We start from the raw sequence: 20,192 nt of genomic DNA on the forward strand, positions 1-20,192 counted from the left end.
GGGGACATTCGCTACGCCGATGCCTTAACCCTTCTGCGCGAATCCATCGAAATCAACACCACCGACGACACAATCAGCAGCGTCCCCAGCCAGTCCGGCAGGGTGAACGCCACGCCCAGCAAAACCACCGACAGCAGCGCGCTGCTCAAGGGTTCGGCGCAGCTCAAAATGCTCGCCTTCGGCCCGCCAATCATCTGTGCGCCTTTCAGATACAGGCTGAACGTCAGCGCCGTACCGATCACCACCAGGTAGAAAAACGCCAGCAGCAGGCCGCCGTCGATCGCAAAGGTGGTGCCGCGTCCGGCGTAGAACGGCGTCAGCATTAGCCCGGCAATCAACATACTCCAGCCGACAATCGGCAGCGTGCCGTAGCGGGCGATCAGCGTTGACGGGTACGTTGTATAAAACGCGGCGGCAAAGGCCGAGGCGATGCCGAAGAACAGCGCGGCAGGGGAGATGGAGAGCGAGGTTGGGTCGCCGTGAGTCACCAGCAGAAAGGTACCGATCAACGACGTAAAAATCGCTGACAGGACAAACGCGCCGGGACGCTTTTTCCGCGCCAGCGCAAACCAGGCCACTATAATGGTCGGTGAGAGGAACTGCAGCACGGTAGCGGTCGCAGCGTTGGATTTTTCAATCGTCAGCAGGAAGGTGAGCTGCACGGTAAGCGCGCCAACCAGCGAGAAGAACAGCAGGCTGAGGGCATCTTTACGATGCTTGACGACCGAGAAAATCTTGTCGCCGTGAACGAACGACAGCGTCAGCAGGATCACGCCGGTAAACAGCAGGCGAACCATGGTCAGGTAAGGTGAAGAGATGTGGCTTTTCTCCATGATGTACTGCGCGCAAACCCCTGAACTGCCCCATAAAACGGCGGCGATCAGGACGTTTAGCATTCCTTTACGTGTGGAACCCATGTTCTCCCCTGCGATGTTGTCGTGAATGAGCCCACAGCATAGCATGTTCGTGCGGCCTGATACCCTCACCCCGGCCCTCTCCCACAGGGAGAGGGAGAAAACACGAAAAACGGCAACGTTGCGTTGCCGTTTTGCGTTTACCTTGCTAGAACCACGCCTCCCACATCGCGCCGACGTTGAAGTCGTCGAGCGTCTCGTCTTTGGTGCCGTTCACGCGCGCGGTGCGTTCGTTATCCACCTTGCCGCCGGTCACGTAGAAGCGCAGCATCGGACGGAACTCCGGCCCCATGGCGATAGACATATTCTGCGAGAGGGTCAGCTTCCAGCCCTTGTTATCGCCGCCGTTGTCATAATCAACGTGCTGCCAGCCCGCTTCCAGCCAGGTGGAGTGAACGTCGTTCCACCAGTGCATCGGACGCACGATGGCGTTGTAGTTCTTGCGGTTGTCGGTCTTATCGCGGCTGTTGTCGTAGTCGTGGAAGGCGAGAATGTACTCCACCTGCGTGGCCTGGGTGAATTTGTACAGCCCTTCGAAACTGGCGTAGACCGTGGTCAGATCTTCGGTTTTGTTGAATACGCTGTTGTCCGAGTTATCGGAGTAGCGCGCGATCACCTTATTCACGCCGCTGTCGTTGGTGTGGCTCAACACCACGCCGCCCTGCCAGGCGTTCAGACGCTCGTCGCTCTCCACCGCTTTCGAATCAAAGCCGTAGTTGGCGTACAGCTCCAGGTCGATCGGGCCAAGCTTCATGCCGTGGATCTTTGACGTCGCGGCGTAGTTGCCTTTGTCGCCCGTGCCGGAACCGCCGGTACAGGTGATGCGCGATGGGTTGGCCTCATCCTCCATCACTTCCGGGCTACAGGATTCCACTGCCGCCACGGCGGCCACGTCGAACTGCACGCCGCCGATGTCGAAGTTCTTCACCCCCGCGCCCTGGCCGTCGTGGTTCATCCAGAAGTAATCGTTGATGCCCTGCTGCGGACGCTGGTGGAAGTCACGACCGGCCCAGAAATAGGCGTTCGGGTTAGACGCCATAATGTTGGTCACCCCGGCGTAGGCTTTTTTCAGGTTAACTTCGTCGCCCCAGTGGTCGATCATCACGTTGATGTCCCAGATGGCGCCGTTTTCACCCTTGAAGGCCTTGGAGAGCTGGAATTCCCCGCCGTTGCCCTCGTTACCCAGACGACCAATGGCGGACGCGCCGTTGTAGGAGCCATCCACCGCCACGTATTTCTGATCGGCGGCCTGGAAGTGCGCGCCGTAGCGGGCGTAGCCGGTAAACTTAATCCCAAACGGGATCGCCATATCCGGGGATTGCGCCGCGCTTTGCGGCTCGGTCACCACGTCCGCCTTTTTCGCGACCGCCTCATCCATTTTGGCCTGACGCTCGGCCAGCGCTTTGTCCACCGCTTTGGCCACAATGGCGTCAATTTGCTCCTGGGTGAATTCTTGTGCGAGCACGGAAATTGGGCAAAGCGCGGCGATAACCGCCATGGTTAATGGAAGTTTTTTAATCGTATTCATGGTTATCTCAATATAGTTTAATTTTATTCAGACAATAACCATCCCGCTCCGATCTGACAGAGTATGTCGCTATCATCAGAACAAGTGGATCTCTATTTAGGGTACAGAGGTATTACACTAATTATTTAGCCATAGATTATCTCTGGTATAAATGAATAATTTCTTCGGACAATTCACGCGCTAATAAGGAATTCATTAAATGATCTTGCGCGTGAACCATGATTAACGTCATCGGCTGGCGGCCTTCGCCAGCATCCTGCTCAATCAGTTTGGTCTGCATCTTGTGCGCCTGGCGCGCGTAGCCGTCGGCTTCGCGCAGCAGGCTTTTCGCTTCGTCAAGGTTGCCCTGACGCGCCGCGTGCAGCGCCTCGAAGCACAGGCTGCGGGACTGTCCGGCGTTGACGATAATTTCCATTACGGCTTCTTCTAATGCGATCATCATTATTACTCTTTTTCAAAACGATTATTTAAGGCGGTGGCGGCAAACCATTCTCCGCTTTTCTTAATGGTGCGCTGCTGCGTCTCTATATCGAGCTGAATAAATCCGTAGCGATTTTTATAGGCGTTGCACCACGACCAGTTATCAATAAACGTCCACATATGGTAGCCAAGACAATTACACCCTTCGCTAATACCCTTATGCAGCCAGGCTAAATGTTCGGAAATAAAATCAATGCGGTACCGATCGTTAATCTGGCCGTTTTCAATAAAGCGCTGCTCGTTTTCGACGCCCATGCCGTTTTCAGAAATAAAGCAGCGCGGGTTGCCGTAATTGTCGCGCAGGTTAACCAGAATATCGTAAATACCCGGCGCGTAGATTTCCCAGCCGCGGTACGGGTTCATCTTGCGGCCCGGCATCTCGTAGTTATCAAAGAACCACTCCGGCATAAACGGCGCCTGCGGGTTCACCGCGCTGTCGCGACACTTCACGCGACGCGGCTGATAGTAGTTCACGCCGAGCAGGTCGATTTTCCCTTCCGCAATCAGGAAACCGTCTTCCGGTTTACAGACAGGCAGCTGATTGTAGGATTTCAGCAGCGCCACCAGGTCCGCCGGGTATTCGCCGCGCAGTACCGGGTCGAGGAAGCTGCGGTTAAACATCAGGTCCGCAATATGCGCCGCCTTGACGTCCACCGGGTTTTGCGAGCGCGGATAGGATGGCGTCAGGTTTAATACGATGCCGATTTCCCCCGCGTAATGCCCGGCGCGGTAGGCCTGAACCGCCTTCGCATGGGCCAGCACGGTGTGATACGCCACGGTGGCCGCCCGACGAAAATCCACCACGTTCGGGTAGTGGAAGTCGTACAGATACCCGCCTTCCACCGGCACGATCGGCTCGTTGAAGGTAAACCAGTGCAGCACGCGGTCTCCGAACAGCTCGAAGCAAATCTGCGCATAGCGGGCGTAAGCGTCCACCACGTCGCGGTTTTCCCAGCCGCCGATTTCCTGCATCGCCATCGGCATGTCGAAATGGAACAGGGTCATAAACGGCGTGATGCCCTGTTCGTTCAGCTCATCAATGACCTGATTGTAAAAATCAACCGCTTCCGGGTTCACTTCACCGATACCGTCAGGGATCAGGCGCGCCCAGCTAATCGAGGTGCGAAAGCTGTTGTGGTTCAGCTGCTTTAACAGCTGAATGTCCGTTTTCCAGTGCTGGTAAAACGTGGAGGTCTGCTGCGGCCCCACGCCGTTGTGAAAACGGTTCGGCTCGCGGGCAAACCAGTAATCCCACGTGGTTTCCCCCTCTCTTGCCCCTTCCGTCTGGAGAGCGGAGCTTGCGCTGCCCCACCAGAAGTTATCGGGAAATGCGTATTTCATGACCCTTCCTCTTTGACTTAATTGCTAACTGTTTCAGCGGTGCCGACGGTTGCCTGGGCCTTCTGCTCTTCATTTTTGATGAGCGTACGCTCATAGGCGCGCAGGAAAGGCAGGTACATCAGCGCGGACATCACCATACAAACCAGGCACATCACCACCGGGCTCAGCGCCCAGTTCGCCGCCCACGAGGCGCCAATCGGCGCGGGGGTGGTCCACGGGGTTAACGAGACAACCTGCGCCAGCCAGCCGAGCTTCGTCGCGCCGTACGCCAAGCAGGCGTTGACCAGCGGAACGAACACGAACGGGATAAACAGCATCGGGTTCATGATGATCGGCGCGCCGAACAGAATCGGTTCGTTGATGTTAAAGAAGCTTGGCACCACGCCCATTTTGCCGATGGTGCGCAGGTGCGTTACGCGGCTGCGCAGCAGCAGGAAGGCCAGCGGCAGCGTGGAGCCTACGCCGCCAATCAGCAGGTAGTGATCCCAGAAGCCCTGCAGGTATACGTGCGGCAGCGCCGCGCCGGCCGCCAGCGCCGCCTGGTTTGCCGAGAGGTTCGCCATCCAGAACGGGTTCATGATGCCGGTGACGATCAGCGAGCCGTGGATACCGGCGAACCAGAAGATCTGGCACAGCAGCACGGAGAGCAGAATGGCGGGCAGGGAGTCAGACGCGGAAACCAGCGGCTCCAGCAGGTGCATGATCGCCTGCGGGATAATCATGCCGGTTTGCGCTTCGATGAACAGGTTCAGCGGGTGCAGGGTACCGATCACCACCATCACCGGGATCAGGATCTCAAACGAACGCGCCACGCCGGTCGGAACTTCCTTCGGCAGGCGGATGGTCACGTTGTTCTGCTTCAGCCACGCATAGACGCGGGTAGAGTAGATCGCGGTGATAAGCGCAGTGAAGATGCCCTGGCCGGAGAGATACTGGGTGGAGATTTTGCCGTCGGCATACGGCGCGGCGACCAGCAGGAAGGCCATAAAAGCCAGCAGGCCGGACATCACCGGGTCGAGGTTAAACTGACGCCCCAGGCTCGCCCCGATCCCCACCGAGATGAAGAAGGTCATCACGCCCATGCTGAGGTTAAACGGCAGCATCAGCTGTTCGCGGTAGGTCTGGGAGAAATCCAGCCAGCCGCGCGCAAAGCTATTGGTAGTATCCGCCGAAAACGGCGGGAAGATGAACACCAGCATAAACGAGCCGATGATCATGAACGGCAGCGCGGCGGTAAAGCCGTCGCGGATAGCAATCACATACTTTTGCTGACCAAGTTTGGCGGCCAGCGGGGTAATTGACTGCTCAATCACCGCGACCATGGATTGATATAACGAACTCATGTGAACACCTTTTAGTGTGCCGCTTCGATGAGCGACAGAGCATAGTCCAGTACTTTATCGCCACGCTGCATGCCGTAGTCCATCATGTCGATGGGCTGCACCGGAATGCCATGCGTCGCCGCCTTGTCTGAGAGTGTCTGTAACATGTATTTCACTTGCGGTCCGAGAAGTACCACCTGGTATTGCGGAAACTGCGTATCAAATTCGGAAACACCGTACGCATCAATCTTCACCGGCAAACCACGTTCTTTCGCGACATCGACCATTTTGCTGACCAACAGGCTGGTGGACATCCCGGCAGAGCAGCACAGCATAATCTTGAACATCGACAACCATCCTCTAAATGTAAAAAGTTATTGCGAGGATGATTGGACATTATACGGAAACCGGTTTCCATCCATAAAAGACAGAAGTGTGACAACCATCAAGATCCCTTACTTATGAGGCTAATTAACCCGATGCGCATCACATAATTTGGCCGTTTTGACATCATTTTGAGTGGAAACGGAAAATCGGTTTCCATGGAAAACGGAAACGGATATACTCCGTTCTGGCTATAATATGAGCCGAAGCGGTCATGGAATTTGCAGGCGCGAGGTAAGCCTGTCAGGGGAAAGAGATGTCGACAATCAATGATGTATCACGTCTTGCCGGGGTATCTAAAGCCACGGTATCGCGAGTGTTGAGCGGGTCGCGTGGCGTAAAGGAAGCCAGCCGTCAGGCCGTACTGAAAGCGGTGGAAGAACTTAACTATCGGCCTAATGTGATTGCCCAGTCGCTGCTGAGCCAGTCGACGGGATGCATCGGCGTCATTTGCGCACAGGAAAATATTAACCAGACCACCGGTTATCTGTACGCGCTGGAAAAACAGCTCAGCCAGCATCAAAAACACCTGCTGCTGCGCTTCGCGCATAGCAAAGCCGAAGTGATGAATGCGCTCGAAGAGCTCTCCTGCGGTTTGTGTGATGATATCCTGGTCATTGGCGCGCGTTTCCCGCTGGACGTCGATATGGACAACGTCATCCTTGTGGACTGTATGGAGTCTGATAATTCCAACAGCATTCAGTTCGATCACGCCTTTGCCGCCGAAACCGCCTGTAACTACCTGACAAGCCAGGGGCGTCGCCAGATTGCCCTGATCCACCCGCACGGCAGCGGGTTTGCCGACCAGGTGCTGCTCGGCTACAAGCACGCGCTGGAGAAAAATTTCCTGCCCTTTAATCGCAGCCTCGTATTTATGGACGCGACCTCGTCGTCCGTTGCGCTGCAGGAGCTGCTTAACAACGCCAGCACCCTCAACTTCAACGCGCTGCTGGTGGCGGACGAGCAGGAAGCCCAGCGGGTGATCCCGCAGCTGCAGGCGTTTAACAAATCGGTGCCGGACGACATTATGGTCTTCAGCCTGGCCGGATCGCTGCATCTGCCGGGTATTCCGGTGATCCCGGCGATTGAATATTCTATGGATGCCATGGCGGCGCGTATCGTGAGCTGGCTGACGGAGAAAACGCAGATGCTGGGCTCGTATGTGCTGCGCGGGGATCTCATTATTCCGGACGTGCGGAAGCGTTAAAATATTTTCCAGGCCGGGTAAGGCGCAGCCGCCACCCGGCAAGCAGCGCTCAATAATCTTCCATACAATCCACCTGTCCTACCGCCTCCCAGTACGCATCCAGATTGTCGCGCTTGACGGCGGTAACGGCATTTTTGATCAGCAGCTGATTGGCCTCGGACGACAAAATCATCGCCTGCCAGGCTTTATCACTCTGCTTTTTCTGTGGCGTACAGGTTTTCTTAATATCTTTAAGGACCTGCTGCTTTATTTGCGCCTCTTTTGCCGGATCCTCCTTTTCCTGAGCATGGACAAACGCGGCGAAGAGCAGACAAACCAGCAGGCAGACCAGGTGCGCAGCTTTCATCGATAACCCCCTTAGATGTCACATGCTTCCCATGAAATGTATCGTTACATTCAGTGTAGCGACGCCAGTCGAAAGTATGAATTTTCTCCATGCTGCGAGTGTGAGATAGTGAAACGGCACCGAAAACAAGGAGAAAAAATATGCACTTGAGCATCACTGACGCCGTCACGCCGCAGGAAAAAGAAGAGTTACTGGTGGGCCTGAGATCCTATAACGGACAATTCCTCGATCTGGCGAACTTTAGCGGCGACATCGGCGTTTACGTACGAGACGAAAAGGGCGTGATGCTGGGCGGTTTGATCGGCGTGCGCAAAGGCGACTGGCTGAATATTGATTTTCTGTGGGTCAGCGAGACCGTGCGCGGATCTGGCGTGGGCAGCCAGCTTATCAAAACGGCCGAAGATGAAGCCAGACGTAGAGGCTGCAAGCACGCGCTGGTGGATACCGTTAGCTTCCAGGCTCGCCCGTTCTATGAAAAACAGGGCTACCAGCTGCAGATGTCTTTGCAGGATTATCCGTACCCGGGCATGCAGCGTCATTACCTGACGAAAGCGCTTTAAATTCTGATTCTGCGGGCCGGGGAAGCGCAGAGCCACCCGGCGATACCCGCATATAACTTATCCTTCTTATTGATTCTTTTTCGGTTTTTATTTCACCGCCTCGTTGCCGATATAGTCACTACAACATTCAGCAAAAGGAACTGTCTTGTGAAACGTCGATTGGGTGCTTTGGTACTGGCTGGCCTGCTGCTGGCAGGGTGCGATCAAAATGGCAGCGATGCCAAACACATTAAAGTCGGCGTCATCAACGGCGCCGAGCAGGACGTGGCGGAAGTCGCCAAAAAGGTGGCGAAAGAGAAATATGGCCTGGACGTGGAGCTGGTCGGCTTCAGCGGCTCGCTGTTGCCTAACGATGCCACCAACCAGGGCGAGCTGGATGCTAACGTCTTTCAGCATCGCCCGTTCCTCGCTGAGGATAACAAGGCGCATGGCTACAGGCTGGTCGCCGTGGCGAACACCTTCGTGTTCCCGATGGCCGGCTATTCACGCAAAATCAAATCCGTCTCGGACCTGAAGGACGGCGCGACCATTGCCATTCCAAACGACCCGACCAACCTTGGCCGCGCGCTGTTGCTGCTGCAAAAAGAGAAGCTCATCACCCTGAAGCCGGACACCGGCCTGCTGCCGACGGCGCTGGATATTACCGCCAACCCTAAAAAGCTGAACATCATGGAGCTGGAAGGGGCGCAGCTGCCGCGCGTGCTGGACGACCCGAAAGTGGATGTTGCTATTATCAGCACCACCTATATCCAGCAAACCGGACTGTCGCCGGTGCATGACAGCGTCTTCATTGAAGACAAAAATTCGCCGTACGTGAACATCGTGGTGACGCGCGAAGACAACAAAGACGCGGAAAACGTGAAGGAATTTATCCAGTCGTATCAGTCACCGGAAGTGGCGAAAGCGGCGGAGACGATCTTTAACGGCGGAGCGGTTCCGGGCTGGTAAATTCTGCCTGAAAACGCCGGTTTTAAATTGGCCCGATTCCATCGGTAATCGCCCTTTAACCCACAGCGTGACCTGCGACGTCGGGCTATCCTCCTTATCACACCAACCGGAGGATAGCCCATGAACATTACCCACATTCGCAACGCCACCCAGCTGATTACCTACGCCGGCAAACGTCTTTTAATCGACCCGATGCTGGCCCCGAAAGATGCTTATCCGGGCTTCCCCGGTACGGCGCATGCCGAACGCCGCAACCCGACGGTCGAACTCCCCGTTGACGTCAACACGCTGCTGGACGCCGACGCGGTGATTGTCACCCACACCCATGACGATCACTGGGATCGCGCCGCGGTAGAGCTGATCGCCAAAGACAAACCGATCTACGTGCAAAACGATCGTGACGCCGCGCTGCTGCGCAGCCAGGGGTTTAGCAACCTGACGGTCATGACCGACGCGACCTTCTTCGGCGATATTCAGATTACGAAAACCCACGGCGGCCAGCACGGTACCGATCGCGCTTACGCCGTGCCCGAACTGGCGGAGCGGCTGGGCGAGGCCTGCGGCGTGGTGCTGCGTCATCCCAATGAGAAGACGCTCTATCTTGCAGGAGATACGATCTGGCGCGATGAGGTGGCGGCCGATCTGCAAAAACATCAGCCGGATGTGGTGGTGCTGAACGCGGGCTATGCCCACGTCATTGGTTTTGGGCCCATCATTATGGGCCAGGAGGATGTGCTCAACGTCCATTTCCTGCTGCCGCAGGCCAACATTGTGGCGAGCCATATGGAGGCGATTAACCACTGCCTGCTGACCCGTAGCGCGCTGCGTGAGTACGTTGAAGCCAATCAGGTGAGTGACGCGGTGAGCATTCCCCAGGATGGCGAAACCGTTATATTCTGAGTGCGTTAAAGGGAAAGGAGAGACAGATGTCGCTAATCAACGTCGCGATTGTTGCGGTAGACGGGTTCAGCCCGTTCCACTACTCCGTTCCCTGCATTCTGTTTGGCGATTCCGTCTCCGGCGAAAAGCGCTTTAACGTAACGATCTGCGCCGAAAAGCCAGGCTTATTGACCTCAAAAGACGGGTTCGCGCTCAACGCCACGCAGGGTTATTCTGCCCTCGGGCAGGCCGATATCGTTGTCGTGCCTTACTGGCAGCACGTCCTGGAACGGCCGCCTCAGGCGCTGCTCGACGGCCTGGTGCAGGCAAGAGACAGCGGCGCGGAGATCGTCGGGCTATGCCTGGGGTCGTTTGTGCTGGCCTATGCGGGGATCCTCGACGGCAAACGAGCGGCCACCCACTGGGAATTCGAACATCAGTTCCAGTCGCTCTTCCCAAACGTTCGGCTGGATATCAACGCTCTCTACGTGGATGACGGCAATATCATCACCTCTGCCGGTACCGCCGCCGCGCTGGACTGCTGCCTGTACATCATTCGCCAGCGCTTTGGCAGCGTAGTCGCCAACCAGATTGCCCGTCGGATGATTGTTCCGCCCCACCGCGAGGGCGGACAGGCGCAGTTCATTGCCCAGCCGGTACCGAAAGATACCCGGGACGGACGCATTAACTGCCTGATCGACTACCTGCAGCAGCACATTACCGAACCGCATTGCCTGGACTCGCTGGCGGAAGTCGTTTCGATGAGCCGCCGCACGCTGACCCGTCATTTTGTTAAAGCCACGGGGATGAGCGTTGCCGACTGGCTTACCGCCGAACGCCTGCGGCGCAGCCAGATCCTGCTTGAAGCCGGAAATATGCCCATCGAGAGCGTGGCGGAGCTGGTGGGATATCATTCCGCCGTGACCTGGAGGCAGCAGTTTAAGGCGCGTTTTGGGGTAAGTCCTGCGGAGTGGCGAAAGACGTTTCGCATTCACCCGTCTTCATAATTCCTTTGCGCGAAATAAAAAAGGAGTGGGTGACATCTTCTGGCTAATGTTTACGAACGATTCTAACGAGCGTGACTTAAACCCCGTAGGTTTAGTTTTCTACTATGGCCGCCAGTGTCTTTTTAGCGTGATCCTGATTTTTTTTACTGTTTGATGCTGATACGTCAGACTGGTTACAAGACGCCTCTCTTCCGGTTAAGATATTCCTCGTTACTTTCCAGAAGAAAAGGTAGTGGCATGAATAATATTGAAACGCAGTTACTTGAATCAGGCTTTACCGCAAAAGAATTAGCGTATTTGAACCGGAACATTAGCCGTTATGGTTCATCCTTGCTAGAGGTCGTGCTTGAGTTAGGTAAGCGATTTCTCATGGTCTTGTGTATTACTGCGGCCGTGGCTCTGATTTTCCTGGCGCTTCTTTTTTTCGCTGAGCATTACAATGTTGTTTCCGGGGGCATTTCTCTTTTCATCGTATTGATTATCGTCTGGTTTTTTCAACCCCCGGTCATTACCTACAAAGCCTGGCGCTACAGAAAGAAATACATTAGTTCTGGCCAGATGCATTAGAAATTAAATCAAACGAGACTTTTGCAGAGACACCCCAGCCAACAATTTTCATCGTGAGCGCTGCGCGATTCATTCCGTCGACTTTGCGGTAGAAATCCAGGGGGAGATAGCGAAACAGACGCCATGATTCGGGTTTTCGTATAGCGCCAAACACCGTATAGACGCTTGCTGCCAGGTTTACGCTGTTGAATACTCCCAGAGCTGATTCACGTTTAAATCCCATAAACTGAGCGATATCCATGACACCATCTGCCAGCATCCCTTCGGAGTTTGGTTGATGTTGAAGCGTTCTGTTAATTTCTTTTGAAATACCATTTGCCCCATCCATCACCAGAATCGCTCCTGCAAGCGCACCTACAGGATTCATTGTCATCATTGCACCAACACCTGCAACAATTTGTAGCCCTGAAAGAACAACTTTAATCGACGAGATAACGTAACCGACGACTTTATTATTTTCTTTAACGAGTTCGATCTGAGCAAAAAGCTGAGCTGTACGGGAGCGAATCATTCCGCTTTGCTCAAGAAGACTTTCGTTCTCAGCCCGGATGTTTTTCAGGCATTCTATGCACTCCTCATCACTTCTGGCCGCCCGGGTTGCACTGAATTGTTGCATCACAAACTGCCGGATATCATCCATAAATTTAATCCGTGCGAGTCCGTCGCTGAGATGTTGTCCGCCGACTATATTCGCAGTATTGATAAGCTTCCGGGCTTCAAGATTTATCATGGTTTCAGCCCACGCACGGGCGTTCTGGCCTGGGAAAAGTGCAATATCCATTTAAATTTCTCATCTGATAACCAACACTTACAGATTATCCTGCCAGTAGAAACTGGCAACAATAACCTGGAAAATGTATTGCGGGATTGAAGGCCTACCCCAGCCTCTCCACCTTCGTCTCCCCCTCCGCCATCGACAGCTGGTACAGCGAAAACGTTCTCTGCTTCTCAATCAACTTCGCTAGCTCCGGCGAGTGGCTGGTGAGCCAGATCTGCGAGTAGCGGCTGGCCTCGGCGATTAAGCTCGCCAGCGCGGGCAGCATCTGCGGGTGCAGGCTGTTTTCCGGTTCGTTCAACGCGATAAACGCCGGTGGGCGCGGGCTGAGCAAGGCCACCGCCAGGCACAGAAAGCGCAGGGTGCCGTCGGAGAACTCCGCCGGTTCCAGCGGCCTGCTCAGCCCCTCGCGCTGCATCATCATGCGAAAACGTCCGCCGGTGTTGTCGCTGTAAAACACGCAGCCGGGGAAGGCCTGGTCAAGGATGCGCATCAGCAGCAGCTCGTCGCCAATCTCAACGATGGTCTGAAACGCCGCCGCCAGGTTGGCACCGTCGCTGGCCAGCACCGGGGAACGGAACCCGACCTGCGGGGCACGCATCGCCGAGCCGGATGAGACGGAGAACTCATGATAAAACCGCCAGTTACGCAGGGACTCGCGCATCTGCGACACTTCCGGGTAAAGATGCGGTTCGCCGAGCTGTCCGAATACCGATTCGTTCTCGTACAGCGTGCCGCTGTGGGTCACCTTCTCGTGATGCACGTTATTCAGAAACACGGCCTGATTCTTACGCTTCATCAGCTGTGACGACGGGCGTCGATGCTGGCCGCTCAGCCAGATGGACTCCTCTTTGATCACCGGGTCGAGCTGAAACTGCGAGGGATAGGGCAGCCTCTCTACAAACCCGACCTGCAGCTCGTATTCATAGGTCTCTGTTTCCACCGCCAGATTCATCCGCCGCAGCTGGTCGCTGCGGGTTTTGCCCGCCCAGAACACCTTCAGGATGCCGCCCTCGTTCGCCAGCGCCTGGGAGAACTGCCCCTGGGCGGCGCTGTGCATCAGGTGTATCGCCTTGTAAATATTGGATTTCCCGGTGCCGTTTGGGCCGAAGACGATGTTGAGCTGCTCCAGCTCAAGCGACATCTCGCGGATGGAGCGGTAGTTTTGAATGTGCAGGGTGTTGATCACGGTCAGGCCCCTTTTTGCAGAATAAGCCTGTATATAATCACAGTCTTTGAGGTTAAATGCAAAAAAGAGACGACAGTGAGGATGTCGTCTAAACGGGGTACTGCTTTGGGCCTCTAAGGGTCAATGGGGCCTTCGCATTTTTATGATCACTTGACTGCCAGACGCAGACCCAAATCATCAGGATAGGGATCAAAGTAGTTTTGCGTCATCAGATACCGGTCGGGGTATTCGGCCAGGTAGTGCTTCAGCAGCGTGATCGGGGCAAGGATAGGCAACTGTCCATTGCGATAGTGCAGGATCACGTCGCGCAGCTCGCCGCGCTGGCGGGTGTTCAGCTGGTTACGGAAGTATCCTTGAATATGCATCAGCACGTTGGTGTGGTTCTTCCGCGAAGCCGGTTTTTTCAGGATGGTCATCAGCTTTTCCCGGTACGCCACGAAGAAGGCGTCCAGATCTTCCCACTCGTGCAGCGTGGCAACGAACGGGCCGATTTCGCGGTAGCCCGCCTGATGGTGCGCCAGCAGCTGAAGCTTGTAGCGGCTGTGAAAGTCCAGCAGCGCGCGGCGGGTCAGGCCGTTGGCGCGAATCGTGTTCAGCTCATGCAGCGCAAAAACGCGCTCGACGAAGTTTTCCCGCAGCACCGGGTCGTGCAGGCGTCCATCCTCCTCCACGGGTAGCCACGGCCAGGTTTCAAGAAGGGCGGCGGTGAACAGCCCGACCCCCTCCTTGCGGCCCCGGTTGCCGTTTTCATCATACAGCCGCACGCGTTCCATGCCGCAGCTTGGGGATTTTGCGCAGACGATAAAACCGGCGAGATCGCCGATTTTCGGCAAGAAGTCTGCGGTAAAGTCCGCCATCTTCTGCGTAACGTCTTCGTGAGGCGCGTGGCTAAACCGCATCTGGGTTTCACCGCGGTCCGTCACGATCAGACGCAGCGCCGGGCGAGGCGTCGGCAGACCTATCGCCATTTCCGGGCAGACGGGGCGGAAATTCACCCACTGGGCCAGCTCATCCATGACGAAGCCCATGCGCTTGTGTCCGCCGTCAAAGCGTACGGCGGATCCGGTCAAACATCCGCTAATACCGAGCACAGGTTTCGTTGTCATGGTGTGGTCCTCCCGTTCATATAATTAAAACTTACACAACATGACTAATTTGTCCAAGTATTAGCGGAACTATTTTTTTTATTCCTTTAAAATCAATGCGGCTCAACTGCCCTTATAGGTCGAGTAACCGTACTGGCTCAGCAGAAGCGGGATGTGCAGCTTTTCGTTGGTGCGGGTCACGGTAAACAGCACCGGGATCTCCGGGAAGAAGGTCTCCAGCTTTTTGCCGTGGAAGTACTCTGCAGTTTTGAAGGTCACTTTATACACGCCGGGCAGCATGTCCTGGTCCTGCGGATAGAGCGATTTGATGCGTCCGTCGCGGTCGGTTTTGCCGCTGGCAACCGGGGTCCACATGTCCTGCTGCTGCTTCTCCAGCGTAACGGTCACGTCGGATGGCGGCATCCCGGTTTGCTGGTCGAGAATGTGGACGCTCAGCGTGCCGACAGGGGCGCTAAAGGCAGCAGGGGCAAAGGCCATCGAGGCCAGGAACAGCAGAGGGGCAGTTTTTTTCATGGTGTTTTCCTGTGGAGTTGTTCGTCACAGGAAAACGTTAGCATCTGCGGCGCGGGAAAATATTCAACTTTTCGTGAAGATTCCCACAGCAGAAAATGATCAGAGGATAATCACTTCAAGCGATACCTGCTGCTGCCACTGCTCAAGCTGTTTTTTCCGCCCGGCGGTGAGCTTGCCGCTGGAGACCAAAAGCCATTTACGCTCCGGGAAAATTTCCGGTGCCAGCGCGTCGGGGGGAACCGGCAGGATGTCGATCCGGTGGCCCTGCCCGGTGCGCGCTAAGGCTTCGAGCCAGATCTCGCACGGGTCGTTGAGGTGCCAGCCGCTGAGGAGAATGTTGTCGCCCGGCGCTTTTTTATCGCCCTCAAGGCAAAACGAGGTGTAGGCGATGATGATGCCGTCGAGGATCGCGCGCAGGGTCATGGCGGCGGCGACGTTAGCCGAGACCTGGCTGCGCAGCGGACGCAGCACGTTCGCGACCAGCTCCGGCCTTGGGTACTCGCGTCCGGCGTCGTAAATCATCTGGCGCAGGGACTCGACTTTGCCGTCCTGCAGGCGTTGCAGCATGTTCTGCTGCAGGGTTTGCCAGTTGTTGGTCCGCCCCGGCATCGGGCGTTCCAGCAGCGGTTTAACCTGGCCAATCGGGACGCCTTTTTTGACCCAGTCGAGGATTTTCAGCGCCTGCTGGACGTCCGCATCGCTGTACTGGCGGTGGCCGCCTTCCGTGCGCTGTGGCTTGAGTAAACCATAGCGACGCTGCCACGCCCGCAGGGTGGTGGCGGTAATGCCGCTGAGTCTGGCGAATTCGCCGATGGAGTAAGCCATGTCCGTGTCCAGAGTGGAGGAATACTCTCAATATACTACGAATTTTCCCGAACGGGATGAAGCGCCGAAACGGTGCACTACACTTAACATCCAACCGTGCAAATGAAAGGAATTCTCATGAAGCTATGGCCTGTTGTGACCGGTGTTGCCATTGCCCTGACGCTGGTCGCCTGTAAATCCCCTACGCCGCCGAAAGGCGTGCAGCCTATATCCGGTTTTGACGCCAGCCGCTATCTCGGCAAATGGTACGAAGTCGCGCGCCTGGAAAACCGCTTTGAACGCGGTCTGGAGCAGGTGACCGCCACCTACGGCAAGCGCAGCGACGGCGGGATCAGCGTGCTGAACCGGGGCTTCGATCCGGTGAAAAACAAGTGGAACGAGAGCGAGGGGAAAGCGTACTTCACCGGCGAGCCGACCACGGCCGCGCTGAAGGTCTCCTTCTTCGGCCCGTTCTACGGCGGGTATAACGTGATCAGGCTGGACGACAAGTACCAGTACGCGCTGGTCAGCGGCCCGAACCGCGATTACCTGTGGATTTTGTCACGCACGCCGACCATCCCGGACGCGGTGAAGCAGGATTACCTGAACACCGCCCGCAGCCTGGGCTTCCGGGTTGACCAGCTGGTGTGGGTGAAGCAGTAAAGATCGTGCTTTCTTCGTAGGGTATTACGGGCTCGCCTGGATAGACTTCCGTTAAAAGCCCTACGGAGGGAAGACGACATGAACTGGCAGCCATTTCGCGGCAATTCACCGGAAAATATGACGATTTTCAGCGCGTCATTTCCCGACGTCAGCGACCAGTGGCCGATGAAAGACGATGCTGCCCGTGAAATCGCTGCGATCGATCGGGCGCTGAAAGCCGAGCCCGCGCTCCGCCCTCCGCTGGTTGAGTACGAAGAAGGGGGGCAGGCCGTGCTCGTCCCGCAGAACCGCTATTCCGAACAGGCCTTTCGCAACCGTCCGGCGCTTGCCGCGTGGCGCACCCGGCTGGTGCCCTCCGCGCTGGCGCTGTTTGTGGTGCAAAACCCGCTGGAGGATCGCCTGCCGGACGGCACAAAGATGGACAGCGACAGCCGCCAGTGGTTTATCCACGCGAACGATGCCATCGGCGTGCGTTCCCGCGCCCGGGTGCTGGCCGCGCTGGTGGAGAAGTACATTCACAACGAAAGCGAGAACAACTGGGTCAGCCTCGCGAGCGGCGCCGCCATCCCGGTGCTGGAGGCGCTGCGTGAAGCAAAGCTCGACGGCCAGCAGGTCTATCTCACGCTGGTAGACAAAGACCCCGTTGCGCTGAGCTGGGCGGAAACCATGGCGGCGCAGGAAGGCATTGTGGTGGGTGAACAGCTGACGCTGCTCAGGCGCAACCTGCTCCATACGCTGGTGCGTAACGAGGACCTGCTGCTGGAGCTGGGCGAGCATCAGGCCGAACTGGTCGACGCGCTGGGGATCTTCGAATACTTCAACGATACCGATGCGGTGACTTTCCTCCAGCGCGCGCTGCGGCTGGTCAAGCCCGGCGGGGCGGTGATTGTCTCCAACATGCTGACCAGCAGCCCGCAGATTGACTTTGTGCTGCGCGGTATCGGCTGGGAGGATATCCACCCGAGGACGCTGCAGCAGCTGCAGGATATTCATTTGGCGGCAGGCGTGCCGGTGGAAAACGTCACCGTGGTCGTGCCGAAGGATGAGGTGTATGCGGTGATGGAGATTAGGGTTTAGCGCGATCGATTCCCTCTCCCTGAGGGAGAGGGTTAGGGTGAGGGGGGAACAGACCGCAAAGCGTGGCTTGAAATAATTCGGTTTTCCAATCATGATCCCGCCATGAAAATCGAAACCGCACTCCCCACACACTTCGAACGTCTGGTCGCGATCTGGGAATCCTCCGTCCGCGCCACCCACCACTTTTTACAGGAAAGCGATATTGCGGCGCTGCGCCCGTTATTGCTTAACGCGTATTTACCAAACCTCACCGTCATGATGGCCCGCGATGATGCAGGCGTTATTCACGGCTTTTTAGGCGTGGATGAAAACCGCATTGAAATGCTGTTTGTTGACGATGCGAGCCGGGGTAAGGGCGTCGGGAAATTGCTGCTGCAACACGCCATCGCAGCGTTCGGCGCGAACGAAGTGGACGTGAATGAGCAGAATCCGCAGGGCGTCGCGTTTTATCGCCATATGGGGTTTGAGCAGGTCGGGCGCTCGGAAGTGGACGGGCAGGGGAATCCGTTTCCGTTATTGCATATGCGGTTGAATCGGGATTAGCGCTTAGCCTGCTTATCCCATTTTAATAAGCCGATAATATCTTTCTCTCCTTCGGCTTCTTTCAACAGGCGCTGCCTTTTTTCAAACTCAACATATTCTGAGCACGCCTTTTCATCCGCCGCTTTCTTGCTGATTTTGCCAGCTCCTTCTAACACATCCCGGTCATTAAATTGCAGGAACTGATCGAGCTTGGTTTGCCAGTCTCGTAAAAATACCTGCTTGCGGCGTTTGGCCTGATCTTCGGCAAAATCGAGCCACATATTAACGACGCGATTAAGCTCGCTCACCTCATCCTGAGACAGATAATTTTTTGCAGTGGTGACATCGCTTTTACGGACTTCTTCGCCTTTATAGCTGGTCAGCCCCATATGGGGTTGAGTGGCGTCCGCGCGCTGGTGAATCAACTCAGCAGCGGTGTGGCCCGTGCAGGCAAAATGCAGTTTATTCTGGATGGTCTGAAAGAATTGCGTGGTTTCTTTGAGCGACGGCTGATAATCAGCAGCTAATGCAAAAATCTCCCTTACGCGCAGATAGACCCGGCGTTCGCTGGCCCGTATATCGCGAATGCGTTCCAGCATTTCATCGAAATAGTCAGGTACGGCAGACGATCCGACAGGCGGGTTTTTAAGTCGCTCGTCGTCCATAACGAAGCCTTTAACCAGGTATTCTTGCAGCGTTTGGGTGGCCCACTGACGGAACTGTGTACCTCGCGTGGAGCGGACTCGATAGCCGATGGCGAGAATGACGGGCAGGCTAAAATATTGAACGTTATATACTTTACCATCGCTGGCAGTTGTTCGGTAAAACCGAACAACTGAATTTTCAACCAGCTCACCCTCATCAAAAATATTCTTGATATGCCCGCTGATCGTTGCTTTGGCTTTGCCATATAACTCACAGATTGTTGCCTGTGACAGCCACAACGTATCGCTTTCGAAGCGGCATTCAATGCGAACTTTTCCATCCTTGCTGGCAAACATGACAAACTCACCGGCTGGTGAATTAATTAATTCTTCATATGTCATGCTGCCTCCGCGTCATAAGGTTGATGTCGTAGTATGCCAGAAACAGCCGCTAAGCCGGGTGGTTTGTATCTGATTTTGCGAGGCGCTTTCCAGGATGCTGAATTTGAATCGCTGCGAGTGCATTCTCTATCTCAACGAGCTTTGCTTTCGTCCGTTTATAATCGTCCTGCAACCGCTGCTCCTGCTCGTTATACGCCACCAGAACGATGCAACCCTTCATCACCTTGACCGTGACCTGCTGCCCGGTATCAAAGCCCGCGGCGCGCAGCCACTTGCCGGACAGAGTGATATTGGGCGTGGATTTGTCGAAAACATTCGGGCGGTATCCCACAATTAACGAACGCTCGGTTCCGGATTGGTCGGTGTCTGGGGTAGAATGCGAATCAGCCATAATCAACTCCTTGATAGTTGGTGAGGTTAGCTCTCGTCCGGTATTGCGAGTACTTGGCGAGGGCGTTTCAATGTGAGGTTTTCGTATGTTAAGGTACGTACCTCAGTGAAGATATCTTGCTCTCGTAGGTACGTACATGTCAACAGCTAAACGCGACCCTAACAAATCTAAATCTGGAAAAGCACCGACTTTTCAGATTCGTATTACGCCAGAGTTGAAGGCACAGTTTGAGGGAGCTGCAAAGGCAGAAGGAATGAGTTTAGGAAATTGGCTCAAAAACCTGGGACGGAAAGAATTGTCGAAATTAGGAGTTGAGCCCAAAGGTTAGATTAATGAAACAAAAAATCAATATTATCTTCTTTAAATTGTAAATTCTTAACGTCAAGTTTTCTTCGATAAGAAGAGTATCTAATTTCCATCATTTTAAATCCTTGCGAAATAGTAGATATTCTTCGCTGAGAAATATTAAGCTCAATAAGTGTACCTATAACCACATCTAAATAATCATGTAAATTTTCAATAAGTATGGGTGTGTAACTAGGTAGATTCCCTGTATGAACGATAAGGTTCCTAGCTCGGTAAATACGTCTTATCTGTTGAGCAACTCTTTTACCGTGTATATC

25 protein-coding genes are annotated in these 20,192 nt (G+C 55.3%); 10 read left to right on the plus strand and 15 right to left on the minus strand.

Annotated features, from left to right (window positions below; genetic code table 11):
* Positions 1-11: 11 nt before the first annotated feature.
* The 6 genes from L6R44_RS20780 to L6R44_RS20805 form a co-directional block, all read right to left on the minus strand.
* Complete coding sequence (locus L6R44_RS20780; protein ID WP_237425292.1) at positions 12-917, minus strand: EamA family transporter; 906 nt, start codon at positions 915-917, stop codon at positions 12-14.
* A gap of 145 nt (positions 918-1,062) precedes the next feature.
* Positions 1,063-2,442, minus strand: coding sequence for a carbohydrate porin (locus L6R44_RS20785; protein ID WP_237425293.1), 1,380 nt, complete (start codon positions 2,440-2,442; stop codon positions 1,063-1,065).
* 136 nt (positions 2,443-2,578) lie between these two features.
* Positions 2,579-2,881 (minus strand): PTS lactose/cellobiose transporter subunit IIA, encoded by a 303-nt coding sequence (locus L6R44_RS20790; RefSeq protein WP_074166029.1) that lies wholly within the window; start codon positions 2,879-2,881, stop codon positions 2,579-2,581.
* 5 nt (positions 2,882-2,886) lie between these two features.
* Positions 2,887-4,263, minus strand: a complete 1,377-nt coding sequence (locus tag L6R44_RS20795) for a glycoside hydrolase family 1 protein (protein ID WP_237425294.1) — start codon at positions 4,261-4,263, stop codon at positions 2,887-2,889.
* A gap of 17 nt (positions 4,264-4,280) precedes the next feature.
* A complete protein-coding gene (locus L6R44_RS20800) occupies positions 4,281-5,606 on the minus strand; it encodes a PTS sugar transporter subunit IIC (protein ID WP_237425295.1) in 1,326 nt (441 codons plus the stop codon).
* 11 nt (positions 5,607-5,617) lie between these two features.
* Complete coding sequence (locus L6R44_RS20805) at positions 5,618-5,932, minus strand: PTS sugar transporter subunit IIB (RefSeq protein ID WP_032644367.1); 315 nt, start codon at positions 5,930-5,932, stop codon at positions 5,618-5,620.
* Positions 5,933-6,225: 293 nt separating this feature from the next.
* Between L6R44_RS20805 and L6R44_RS20810 the strand changes: the two genes are divergently transcribed.
* The gene (locus L6R44_RS20810; RefSeq protein WP_237425296.1) at positions 6,226-7,176 is read left to right on the plus strand and encodes a LacI family DNA-binding transcriptional regulator; all 951 of its coding nucleotides are present in this window, start codon (positions 6,226-6,228) and stop codon (positions 7,174-7,176) included.
* Between the two features lie 49 nt (positions 7,177-7,225).
* Here the strand turns inward: L6R44_RS20810 and L6R44_RS20815 are convergent, their stop codons facing one another.
* Entirely contained in the window at positions 7,226-7,522 is a 297-nt protein-coding gene (locus tag L6R44_RS20815) for a YicS family protein (protein WP_237425297.1), read from the minus strand.
* Positions 7,523-7,662: 140 nt separating this feature from the next.
* Between L6R44_RS20815 and L6R44_RS20820 the strand changes: the two genes are divergently transcribed.
* The 5 genes from L6R44_RS20820 (at position 7,663) to L6R44_RS20840 (ending at position 11,483) form a co-directional block, all read left to right on the plus strand.
* On the plus strand, positions 7,663-8,082 hold the full coding sequence (locus tag L6R44_RS20820; protein WP_237425298.1) for a GNAT family N-acetyltransferase: 420 nt from the start codon (positions 7,663-7,665) through the stop codon (positions 8,080-8,082).
* A 147-nt stretch (positions 8,083-8,229) separates the two neighbouring features.
* Complete coding sequence (gene nlpA, locus L6R44_RS20825) at positions 8,230-9,030, plus strand: lipoprotein NlpA (protein ID WP_237425299.1); 801 nt, start codon at positions 8,230-8,232, stop codon at positions 9,028-9,030.
* 120 nt (positions 9,031-9,150) lie between these two features.
* Positions 9,151-9,930: an MBL fold metallo-hydrolase gene (locus tag L6R44_RS20830; RefSeq protein ID WP_237425300.1), complete on the plus strand. Its 780-nt coding sequence runs from the start codon at positions 9,151-9,153 to the stop codon at positions 9,928-9,930.
* 26 nt (positions 9,931-9,956) lie between these two features.
* Positions 9,957-10,916, plus strand: a complete 960-nt coding sequence (locus L6R44_RS20835; protein ID WP_237425301.1) for a GlxA family transcriptional regulator — start codon at positions 9,957-9,959, stop codon at positions 10,914-10,916.
* Between the two features lie 237 nt (positions 10,917-11,153).
* Entirely contained in the window at positions 11,154-11,483 is a 330-nt protein-coding gene (locus L6R44_RS20840) for a hypothetical protein (RefSeq protein WP_237425302.1), read from the plus strand.
* Here L6R44_RS20840 and L6R44_RS20845 read toward each other — a convergent pair.
* The 5 genes from L6R44_RS20845 to L6R44_RS20865 all read right to left on the minus strand — a co-directional run bounded on the left by L6R44_RS20845 (position 11,461) and on the right by L6R44_RS20865 (position 15,891).
* Positions 11,461-12,264 (minus strand): DUF4225 domain-containing protein, encoded by an 804-nt coding sequence (locus tag L6R44_RS20845; protein WP_237425303.1) that lies wholly within the window; start codon positions 12,262-12,264, stop codon positions 11,461-11,463. The genes L6R44_RS20840 and L6R44_RS20845 overlap by 23 nt on opposite strands.
* A 94-nt stretch (positions 12,265-12,358) precedes the next feature.
* On the minus strand, positions 12,359-13,447 hold the full coding sequence (locus L6R44_RS20850; RefSeq protein WP_237425304.1) for an AAA family ATPase: 1,089 nt from the start codon (positions 13,445-13,447) through the stop codon (positions 12,359-12,361).
* A gap of 146 nt (positions 13,448-13,593) precedes the next feature.
* The gene (locus L6R44_RS20855; protein ID WP_032644378.1) at positions 13,594-14,553 is read right to left on the minus strand and encodes a YbgA family protein; all 960 of its coding nucleotides are present in this window, start codon (positions 14,551-14,553) and stop codon (positions 13,594-13,596) included.
* Between the two features lie 102 nt (positions 14,554-14,655).
* Positions 14,656-15,066, minus strand: a complete 411-nt coding sequence (gene uraH / locus L6R44_RS20860; protein ID WP_237425305.1) for a hydroxyisourate hydrolase — start codon at positions 15,064-15,066, stop codon at positions 14,656-14,658.
* A gap of 99 nt (positions 15,067-15,165) precedes the next feature.
* Positions 15,166-15,891, minus strand: coding sequence for a MerR family transcriptional regulator (locus L6R44_RS20865; protein ID WP_237425306.1), 726 nt, complete (start codon positions 15,889-15,891; stop codon positions 15,166-15,168).
* Positions 15,892-16,008: 117 nt separating this feature from the next.
* Here L6R44_RS20865 and L6R44_RS20870 point away from each other — a divergent pair, with 117 nt between their 5' ends.
* From L6R44_RS20870 to L6R44_RS20880, 3 genes are all read left to right on the plus strand, one after another.
* Entirely contained in the window at positions 16,009-16,533 is a 525-nt protein-coding gene (locus L6R44_RS20870; protein WP_032644381.1) for a lipocalin family protein, read from the plus strand.
* A 78-nt stretch (positions 16,534-16,611) separates the two neighbouring features.
* Entirely contained in the window at positions 16,612-17,610 is a 999-nt protein-coding gene (locus L6R44_RS20875) for a class I SAM-dependent methyltransferase (RefSeq protein ID WP_237425307.1), read from the plus strand.
* A 102-nt stretch (positions 17,611-17,712) separates the two neighbouring features.
* On the plus strand, positions 17,713-18,153 hold the full coding sequence (locus L6R44_RS20880; protein ID WP_237425308.1) for an acetyltransferase: 441 nt from the start codon (positions 17,713-17,715) through the stop codon (positions 18,151-18,153).
* On the opposite strand, the gene L6R44_RS20885 is transcribed toward L6R44_RS20880, so the two are convergent.
* Together L6R44_RS20885 and L6R44_RS20890 are read right to left on the minus strand one after the other, a co-directional pair.
* Positions 18,150-19,178: a virulence RhuM family protein gene (locus tag L6R44_RS20885; RefSeq protein WP_237425309.1), complete on the minus strand. Its 1,029-nt coding sequence runs from the start codon at positions 19,176-19,178 to the stop codon at positions 18,150-18,152. The two genes, L6R44_RS20880 and L6R44_RS20885, sit on opposite strands and share 4 nt — an antisense overlap.
* Before the next feature lie 49 nt (positions 19,179-19,227).
* Positions 19,228-19,569, minus strand: coding sequence for a SymE family type I addiction module toxin (locus L6R44_RS20890; protein ID WP_237425310.1), 342 nt, complete (start codon positions 19,567-19,569; stop codon positions 19,228-19,230).
* A gap of 136 nt (positions 19,570-19,705) precedes the next feature.
* On the opposite strand from L6R44_RS20890, the gene L6R44_RS20895 reads away from it, so the two are divergent.
* Positions 19,706-19,897 carry a toxin-antitoxin system HicB family antitoxin gene (locus L6R44_RS20895; protein WP_087529184.1) on the plus strand — a complete coding sequence of 64 codons (192 nt, stop codon included), beginning with the start codon at positions 19,706-19,708 and terminating at the stop codon, positions 19,895-19,897.
* A 1-nt stretch (position 19,898) separates the two neighbouring features.
* Here the strand turns inward: L6R44_RS20895 and L6R44_RS20900 are convergent.
* Positions 19,899-20,192: hypothetical protein (locus tag L6R44_RS20900; protein ID WP_237425311.1), on the minus strand; the 294-nt coding region annotated here is incomplete at its 5' end.

The organism is Enterobacter cloacae complex sp. ECC445 (genome assembly GCF_021892025.1).
Classification (GTDB): domain Bacteria; phylum Pseudomonadota; class Gammaproteobacteria; order Enterobacterales; family Enterobacteriaceae; genus Enterobacter; species Enterobacter chengduensis.